The sequence below is a fragment of the Paraburkholderia sp. genome (genome assembly GCF_035948235.1).
Taxonomy (GTDB): domain Bacteria; phylum Pseudomonadota; class Gammaproteobacteria; order Burkholderiales; family Burkholderiaceae; genus Paraburkholderia.
In genome coordinates this window covers 1-8,649 of the sequence record NZ_DASZJJ010000247.1, presented here as the reverse complement: position 1 = coordinate 8,649, position 8,649 = coordinate 1, and the positions used below count along the sequence as shown (strand labels likewise).

Sequence of the window (8,649 nt, the reverse complement as noted above, 5' to 3'; positions counted from 1 at the left end):
CTGAAAAGACCATGCGTATCGATCCCTACAGCCTCGAACTCTTCATCGCCGTGGTGGAGGAAGGCTCGATTGCCCGCGCGGCGAGCCGTCATCATATTGCCGCCTCGGCGCTCAGCCGCCGCATGGCCGATCTGGAAGCGGCTGTGGGCATGCCCTTGCTGATCCGCTCGCATGGCGGCGTAGCGCTCACGGAGGCGGGCCGTGAAGCCTTCGCGCGGGCGCAGTCGTTGCATGCGCAACTACAGACCTTCGCGCGCGAGGTGCAATCGCTCGGCGCTCAGGTGGCGGGCGTGGTGCGTCTCTATGCGAATGCGTCGGCCATCGTCGGCTTTCTGCCTGAGCGGCTCAAGGCGTTTCAGGCCGCGTATCCGCTCGTGCAGATTGCCTTGACCGAAGCGGTCAGCGACGAAGTCGTGCGCGCCTGTGTGGAAGATCGCGCGGACGTGGGCGTATCGGCCAGCGCCGCAACGCCCGCCGCGCTCGAATCGTGGCATTTCGTCCATGATCCGCTGATGGTGGTGCTGCCGCCCGATCACGAACTGGTCGCGCAGACAACGCTGGATTTCGCCGACGTCCTGCGCTTTCCGCTCGTGGCGTTGCAGGCGGGCGGCTCGCTCGACCGCCTGATTCACGAGCGCGCCGACGCCCAGCGCGTGCCACTCAAGGTCGCTGTGACCGTCAACAGCTTCGATGCGCAATGCCGCATGGTGGAGGCGGGGTTGGGGATCGGCGTCGTGCCGATCAGCGCGGCTTCGGCGTTTGCGGGCTCGCGCGGGTTCGTGCGTCGTCCGTTGGGCGACGCATGGGCCGTGCAGCGCTCGCTGCAGGTCCATGCGCTGCGTAAATCGACGCGTCTGCGCGCGGTGCAGGCGCTGATCGATTTGCTGACGCTCGACCAGCCCAGCGAATAAGGGTTTGTGCGGACATCGCGATCCGCGATGTCCCTCGTGCCGATCCAGCACTTCGCATCCGCCGGCACGCCGACTAGATTGCGGGTTGAAGGAGAAATTGGATGGCAACCCTGGATTTGAGCGGCCGGATTCTGTACCTCACCACGGACCCGGCGCTTATCGAGCAGCAACTCGCGGGCGCGGATCTGCACGACGTGTCGCCAGGCACGCTCCGCGACGACGTTTCCACAGACGAAATCACGCCGATGAGCGTGCTCACGCGTTTCGACGAGCGCCTTGGCCGCGTGCCCTACGTGGGCCTGCGTGCGGGCGATCGCACGCCCATCGGCATGGACGGTGTGCGCAATAGCGGTTTCTGCGTCACGGTGGCGGGACATCGCTACGGCAAGGGCTCGTCGCGCGAGCATAGTCCGCTCGCCGAGTATCGCGCGGGCATCCGGCTGGTGATCGCAAAGAGCTTCGAGCGCATCTATCGGCAGAACGCCGACAATCTGGGCCTGTTCACCTCGACCGATTTCGGGCTGATCGAGCGTATCCGGCGCGGCGAGGCTATCTCCATCGACGAACTGGTGGCCAGCCGCGACGCGCTGGCGGCGGCGATCCTGCGCAGCGGCGGCCTTTTGCGCTACGGCGCGCGCCATATGCGCGAGATTCGCCCGGCGGCGCCGGTGGCCACACATGAGCCGCGCACGCTGGTGCAAAAGATCCTCGAGCGCCACGCGTTGCGCACCGAAGGCACCAGCGAGGCCTTTACGCCGGGCGCGGGCGTGTTCGTGCGCGCGGACTGGCGTTTTATCCACGAGTACTACACGGGCATGGCGACACATATGCTGCACGCCACGTTCGGGCGGCCGCTCGCGCTGCACGAGCCGCAGACGATCCTCGCCTTCGAGGATCACCTGTCCTATGCGCACAAAAGCGCGCTGCATCTGCGCAATGGGCTGTTGCCGGACGTGCGCGAACTGTCGGCGGCGCACCGGCAGTTCGCGAGCGACTACGGCATTCGCGATCACGGTTACCTCGACGCGCAGGGCGACGCGCCTGCGGAAGGCTCCGAAGGCATCTCGCACGCGATGATGGCCGAGCGCTATGCGCTCCCGGGCCAGGTGGTGGTGGGCACGGATTCGCACACGCCGCACAGTGGTGCGCTGGGCTGCGTGGCGTTTGGCGTCGGCACGACCGATATGGCCAATGCCTTTGTTACGGGCGCGGTGCGCATGACGGTGCCGCAGGCGCTGCTGATCCGCTTCGACGGCAAGGTCGCGCCCGGCGTGACCGCGAAAGACCTGGTGCTGTATCTGCTCGCCGACGCGCGCATTCGCGCGGGGCTGGGCGTGGGCAAGGTGTTCGAGTTCGCCGGGACGGCCATCGCGCAACTGTCGATCGACGAGCGCGCCACGCTCACCAATATGACGGCTGAACTGGGCGGCTTCACTGGCATCGTTGCGCCGGACGAGACGACGGTGCGCTTTCTCAAGGAGCGGCGCGGCGTCGATTTCGTCATCGAGCCGTGGATGCACAGCGACGAAGGCGCGGCCTACGCCGAAGTCATCGAAATCGATTGCGCCCGTATCACGCCGATGCTCGCGGCGCCGGGCGACCCGGGCAACGGTGTGGCGCTGGGCGACCTGAAAGAGCGGGCGCGCGTGGATATCGCCTACGGCGGCTCCTGCACGGCGGGCAAGCGCGAGGACTTCGATCACTACCATGCGGTGCTGGCCTGGGCCGCCGCGCGTGGTTTGCGCGTGCCGGAGCATGTGCGCCTCTACCTGCAGTTCGGCACCTCGGACGTGCGCGATTACTGCGAGCGGCGCGGCTATCTGGCGACCTTCGAGCAGGTGGGCGCGATCCTGCTGCAGCCGTCGTGCGGCGCGTGCGCGAATTGCGGGCCAGGCGCTTCGACCGAGTCCACTGAAGTCACCATCAGCGCGATCAACCGCAATTTCCCGGGCCGCTCGGGGCCGGGACAGGTCTGGCTCGCCAGCCCGCCGACGGTGGTGGCGAGCGCGCTGGCGGGCCGCATCGCGTCGTTCGCGGAATTGCGCGAACAGTATTCATCGGCATCGTAAGGCGGCGGTTGCGCACGGAACACGGCTCGCAATTCCAGCGAGCCTGGATACAATCGGCGATCCGACCGGTCACGCGATCATCCACGCGAAGCACTGGGCGCCGATTCAATCCAACTACGATTCAGGAGACAGGCATGGCCTCTCTGGAGAGCGCGCGTTCGCCGCGCGCCGCCGACCGTGCAAGCGCAGCGGGGACGACCTCGGCCGTCGATAAGGGCTCGATTTCCGCGCGTCTGGACCGCCTGCCGGCCACCGGCGCGATCTGGAAGCTAGTGTTGCTCCTGAGCCTGGGTTTCTTCTTCGAACTCTACGATCTGCTGTACACCGGCTATGTCGCGCCGGGTCTCGTGAAGAGCGGCATCCTCACGCCCACCACGCCGGGCATGTTCGGCACCTCCGGCATCGCGGGTTTTATCGCCGCGCTCTTTAGCGGGCTGTTCGTCGGCACGATCGCCTGCGGGTTTCTCGCGGATCGTTTTGGCCGTCGCGCGATCTTTACGTGGTCGATGCTCTGGTATGTGGTCGCCAACACCGTGATGGCCTTCCAGGACAGCGCGGCGGGCCTGAACGTCTGGCGTTTCGTGTCGGGTATGGGCATCGGCGTGGAACTGGTGACGATCGGCACGTATCTGTCCGAACTCGCGCCCAAGCACCTGCGTGGCCGCGCTTTCGCTGTGTGCCAGACGATCGGTTTCACCGCCGTGCCGGTGGCCGCCTATCTCTCGTATCTGCTGGTGCCGCACGCGCCCTATGGGATCGACGGCTGGCGCTGGGTGGTGCTGCTGGGCGGCGTAAGCGCGCTGTTTGTCTGGTATTTCCGCCGCAATCTGCCGGAAAGCCCGCGCTGGCTCGCGGGCCAGGGGCGCCTGGACGAAGCGGATGCGGTGCTCGCGCGTCTGGAAGCCACGGTCGAGCGCCAGTACGGCCGCGCGCTGCCCGCACCCGGCCCCGCTGACCCCGTGACGCAAAAATCCGGTTTCGCCGATATGTGGAAGCCGCCGTATCGCAAGCGCACGATCATGCTCGTGCTGTTCCATATCTTCCAGACCATCGGTTTTTTCGGCTTCGCCAACTGGGTGCCGACGTTGCTCGTCAAGCAGGGCGTCACGGTGACGTCGAGCCTGCTGTATACGACCGTGATCGGGCTGGCGGCGCCGCTTGGGCCGTTGCTTGGTTACGCCATCGCGGATCGTTTCGAGCGCAAGCATGTGATCGTCTGCATGGCCGCCCTGAACATCGTCGCCGGGCTGCTGTTCAGCCAGGTGCGCTCGGCGGGCGCAATCGTCGCGCTGGGCGTGCTGCTCACGCTGGCGGGCAACATTATTTCGTTCAGCTATCACACCTATCAGCAGGAGCTGTATCCGACCGCGATCCGCGCGCGCGCCGTGGGCTTCGTCTATTCGTGGAGCCGGCTGTCGGCGGTCTTCAGCTCGTTCGTGATCGCGTTCACGTTGCGCGAATTCGGCGTGACCGGCGTGTTCGTGTTCATTGCGGGCGCGATGTCGCTCGTGATCGTCGCCATCGGCTTGATGGGGCCGCGCACGCTGGGCAAGTCGCTGGAAAGCATTTCGCACTAGCTGACGCGATGGGCCGGCTCCGTTGAGGCAGGCTCGCCCGCAGGCACGAGCAGCCATGCGCTGGCCGCACAGGCGAGTCCCATGAACGTCATGACGTAAGCCATCGGCCACGGCGTGCCGTCAGCCAGCACGCCCACCAGCGCCGAGCCCAGAATGCCGGTGCCGTACTGCACCGAGCCAATCAAGGCGGATACCGCGCCCGCGCGTTCCGGCGCGCAACCCAGCGCGCCCGCAATCGAATTGGCGACGATAAAGCCCGCCACGGACATAAACGTGAAGAGCGGAACAAACAGGCCGGCGAGGCCGATAAGGCCGCCTCGGTCCGCGTGTGCATCGACGGCCAGCAGCAGGCCGGAGAGCGCGGCGGCGAGCGTGCCCCAGCGCAGCAGGCGGTCGCTGCCATAGAGCAGGACCAGGCGCGCGTTGATCTGGTTGGTCGCCATGATGCCCAGAATGCCCGCACCGAACAGCACGCCGTAAAGCTGCGGTGGGACGTGGTGATACGTAATGAACGCGAACGGCGTGCCCGCGACATAGGCGTACACGGCGCCATAAAAGAAGCCGCTTGCGCCCGCATAGCCGAGCAAGCGTCGAAGCTGCAGCAGGCGGCCGTAGCTTGCGAAAGCGCGGCTCAAGGGTTCGTGATTGCGTCTGGCTGGCGGCAAGGTTTCGGGCATGGTGCGCTGCGCCGCGAGCGTTGCGAGGCCCACTGCCACCAGAGTCCAGAAAATCGCGCGCCAGTTGGCGACGTGCAGGATGAGGCCGCCGACGCTCGGCCCCAGCAGCGGCGCGATGGCCATCACGGTCATCAGCGTGGACATCATCTGCGCGGCCTTATTCCCCGCGTAGAGATCGCGCACCATCGCGCGCGCCAGCACCACGCTCGCGCACGCGCCCACGGCCTGGACCGCTCGCCATGCAATCATCGACGTGGATGAACCGGCGAGCGCGCAACCGGCGCTGCCCAGCACGAACAGCACGAGGCCGATGGAAACCGGCGTGCGCCGGCCATAGCGGTCTCCAATAGGACCCCAAACGAGTTGGCCAAGGCTGAAGCCGATCAGGTAGGCCGAAATGGTGAATTCCATGGTGCCGGTGCTGGCGTGCAGCGACCGTGCCATGGTGGGCAGCGCGGGAAGATAGAGGTCGGTCGAGATGGACGCAAACGCCATCAGCATGCTCAGGATGGCGAGAATGCGTAAGTCGTGGGTTTGCGCTCCATCGGGCGCGGGGCCGGACGAAGCAGGTCGGGTCATGAGGGAAGGCGTGCTTGCGAAGAAGTGGCAGACCGCGGGCGCCGTTACCGGAAGCCCGCGGATGCGGTGCGTTGCGTGCGTCGTGCGGTGCGCTTTAGTTATCGACGCGCTGCTGGATGTGCGCCGGATAGCGCTCGCCCACTACCTTGATGGCCGCGAGCGCGGCCTCAATCGAGGCGAGTTCCGCCGCCGTGAGCGACACCGCAGCAGCGCCGACGTTCTCTTCCAGGCGTGCAAGTTTCGTTGTACCAGGAATCGGCGCGATCCACGGTTTTTGCGCGAGCAGCCATGCAATGGCGATCTGCGCGCGCGTCGCGCCCTTGTCGCTGGCGATGGTGCCGAGCACCTCGACGAGCTGTGCATTCGCCTTGCGGTTTTCTTCCGAAAAGCGCGGCACCACGTTGCGGAAGTCGCTTTTGTCGAAAGTGGTGTTCGCGTCGATCGCGCCGGTCAGAAAGCCCTTGCCCAGCGGGCTGAATGGCACGAAGCCAATGCCCAGTTCTTCGAGCGTCGGGAACACCTTCTGCTCGGGTTCACGCCACCAGAGCGAATATTCGCTCTGTAGCGCTGCGACCGGCTGAACCGCATGCGCGCGGCGAATCGTCTGCGCGCCCGCCTCGGACAGGCCGAAGTGCTTCACCTTGCCCTCCGCAATCAGATCTTTGACGGTGCCTGCAACGTCCTCGATCGGCACGTTCGGGTCCACGCGATGCTGATAAAACAGATCAATGCGGTCGGTCTTGAGGCGCTTGAGCGAAGCTTCCGCGACCGCGCGAATCCGTTCGGGGCGGCTGTCGACACCGGCAGTCGCGTCGCCGTCCTTGAAGCCGAACTTGGTGGCGATCACCACCTGATCGCGGATTGGCGCGAGCGCCTCGCCCAGCAATTCCTCGTTTGCGAACGGGCCGTAGGCTTCTGCGCTGTCGAAGAACGTGACGCCCAGTTCGAAGGCGCGGCGAATGAGGGCGATGCCCGCGGACGTTTCGGTCGCCGGTCCATAGCCAAAGCTCAGGCCCATGCAGCCGAGGCCGATCGCGGATACTTCGAGGCCACCGCTACCGAGTTGACGAGTCTTCATGCGTTTCTCCAGTTAGCTGCCCGGAGGTCATCACGAATGATGGTCCTCTAAAACGGACGGAACGGGAGACAGTGTATTTTTCGCAGAAGGATTGAACAATGGGTCTGGAATGGCATGAGCTATTGAGTGAAATTCATCAATGGCTCTCGCCCGCGCGCCAGGCGGCGCTCAGTTGACCTGAAGCTGCTCGGCCTTGACGGTGGCGAGGCGCGTGCCCGCAAACGGATCGTCACGCCAATCGACGCCCGCTTTTTTGTCCGCCTGAGGCGCTTGGGGCGTTTGTGCGCGGCGCACGAGGAAATGTTCGAGGGACTGTCCGGCGCTGGTCGCCTGGACGACCCACTGCGGGGCGGCGCCTTCGCCGTCCCAACTGTTGCCGAAGGCATCCCGATACTTCACCGCCTGCAGGCGGCGCTGGTCTTCGGCAATCGAGGCGGCGATGGCCTCGGGGGTAATGTCGAATTCGGCCATTCTGCGTTGCAGGTAGGCCACGATGCTGTCACGCTTTCTTTCATCCATCCTGGTTGTCTCCACTCGGCAAGTCGTCATTGATCGAGCCGGTGCAAATCGTGTGCCGCCAGGATAACACAGCGGGCAGTGATCGCCGTTCTAGCGTGCCGCAATGGCGGGGATCTGCGCGCGGAGGTCGGCGACCTCCGGCGCGTGAAGTGCAGACAATGTTAGCCGGGCAGTTGATGGGCCCGGTCGGCGTCGTGTTGCGCGGCGGCGCGTTCTTCGGCCTGTTTCTTCGCCAGATGACGGCCGACGATACAGCCGCCGACCGCCCCGACCACCGCATGATGGCCTGCGTAGTGACCGGCTACGCCACCGACAACCGCGCCTTTCATGCAGCCGGCCGCGTTTGCGCTGCCGGCCGCTGCCAGACTGAGTGCGGCCGCAACGAACAGCGTGATCTTGTGATGGTGTTTCATGATCCTGGTTTGCTTGATGATTAAAGGGTGATTCAGTTCAATGGTCCCAACCGCGGTCGTGCCACTCGTGCTCGCGCCATTCATGCTCGTGGTGTTCGTGTTCCCGCCATTCGTGCTCGCGCCATTGGCGCGCACGCCAGTCGTCGTCGCCGCGATAGGCCATCACGACGGGCGGTGGTGGAGCATACGCAACCGGCGGCGGTGGCGCAATATACTCCGGAGCAGGCTGCGCGTAGGCGACGCCCGGCACCTCGACCCCCAGCGCCACATCCACGTGCGCGCTGGCAGCCGTTGAAGCGGCCAGTGCAGCCGCGCCCAGTACCACGCCGGCAATGATCCTGTTCATTTCGCTGTTCCTTCGCACGTTGCGTGCGTTCTGTTGAGCACGCTTCGGAGTGTAGGCGGCGCGCTCCGACACAGGTGCAACCGGGATGCGAGATTGGTAACAGCGAATTAACCCCAGATTAAGCGAAGCTTAAAGAGCGATTTAAAGCGCAATTTAGAGCGTGATTACGGCGCGCTTTCACGGCGGGATTGCCTTGCAAGGACGGACTTTATTACTGATAGTCAGTGAACTTCGACACCGGCGTGCTGCTGTCCGGCAGCGGCGAGTAGCCCGGCACGTTGTCCTTGAACTGATCGAGCAGTCCGGTATCGACCTTCGACAGACCCTTGAGCTGCAACTGCATCAGCACGCGGCTGCCGGTGCTCGGCACCGTCGTGCTGGTTTCGTTGGTGTACTTCTCGAAGGCGATGCCTAGCGACCAGCAATCGGCGTCGTACTGGAAGCCCAACAGACCGGCGATCAGACGGTGCAGATGCATGT

General features: G+C 65.1%; 8 protein-coding genes and 1 pseudogene. 3 read left to right on the top strand and 6 right to left on the bottom strand.

Annotated elements, in window-relative coordinates; translation table 11 throughout:
• The first annotated feature begins 11 nt into the window (after nucleotides 1–11).
• The 3 genes from VG320_RS21695 (at nucleotide 12) to VG320_RS21685 (ending at nucleotide 4,557) form a co-directional block, all read left to right on the top strand.
• Nucleotides 12–911 carry a LysR family transcriptional regulator gene (locus VG320_RS21695; RefSeq protein ID WP_327202124.1) on the top strand — a complete coding sequence of 300 codons (900 nt, stop codon included), beginning with the start codon at nucleotides 12–14 and terminating at the stop codon, nucleotides 909–911.
• 101 nt (nucleotides 912–1,012) lie between these two features.
• Entirely contained in the window at nucleotides 1,013–2,980 is a 1,968-nt protein-coding gene (locus tag VG320_RS21690; protein WP_327202123.1) for an aconitase family protein, read from the top strand.
• Between the two features lie 134 nt (nucleotides 2,981–3,114).
• Nucleotides 3,115–4,557 carry an MFS transporter gene (locus VG320_RS21685; protein ID WP_327202122.1) on the top strand — a complete coding sequence of 481 codons (1,443 nt, stop codon included), beginning with the start codon at nucleotides 3,115–3,117 and terminating at the stop codon, nucleotides 4,555–4,557.
• Here VG320_RS21685 and VG320_RS21680 read toward each other — a convergent pair.
• The 6 genes and pseudogenes from VG320_RS21680 to VG320_RS21655 all read right to left on the bottom strand — a co-directional run.
• Nucleotides 4,554–5,813: a multidrug effflux MFS transporter gene (locus tag VG320_RS21680; protein ID WP_327202121.1), complete on the bottom strand. Its 1,260-nt coding sequence runs from the start codon at nucleotides 5,811–5,813 to the stop codon at nucleotides 4,554–4,556. The genes VG320_RS21685 and VG320_RS21680 overlap by 4 nt on opposite strands.
• A gap of 94 nt (nucleotides 5,814–5,907) precedes the next feature.
• Nucleotides 5,908–6,891 carry an aldo/keto reductase gene (locus VG320_RS21675; protein ID WP_327202120.1) on the bottom strand — a complete coding sequence of 328 codons (984 nt, stop codon included), beginning with the start codon at nucleotides 6,889–6,891 and terminating at the stop codon, nucleotides 5,908–5,910.
• A gap of 168 nt (nucleotides 6,892–7,059) precedes the next feature.
• A complete protein-coding gene (locus tag VG320_RS21670; RefSeq protein WP_327202119.1) occupies nucleotides 7,060–7,410 on the bottom strand; it encodes an H-NS family nucleoid-associated regulatory protein in 351 nt (116 codons plus the stop codon).
• A 161-nt stretch (nucleotides 7,411–7,571) separates the two neighbouring features.
• Nucleotides 7,572–7,823, bottom strand: coding sequence for a hypothetical protein (locus tag VG320_RS21665; protein ID WP_327202118.1), 252 nt, complete (start codon nucleotides 7,821–7,823; stop codon nucleotides 7,572–7,574).
• Between the two features lie 37 nt (nucleotides 7,824–7,860).
• Nucleotides 7,861–8,169 (bottom strand): hypothetical protein, encoded by a 309-nt coding sequence (locus VG320_RS21660; RefSeq protein ID WP_327202117.1) that lies wholly within the window; start codon nucleotides 8,167–8,169, stop codon nucleotides 7,861–7,863.
• A 211-nt stretch (nucleotides 8,170–8,380) separates the two neighbouring features.
• Nucleotides 8,381–8,649: pseudogene (locus tag VG320_RS21655) on the bottom strand (LPS-assembly protein LptD); the annotation flags it as partial.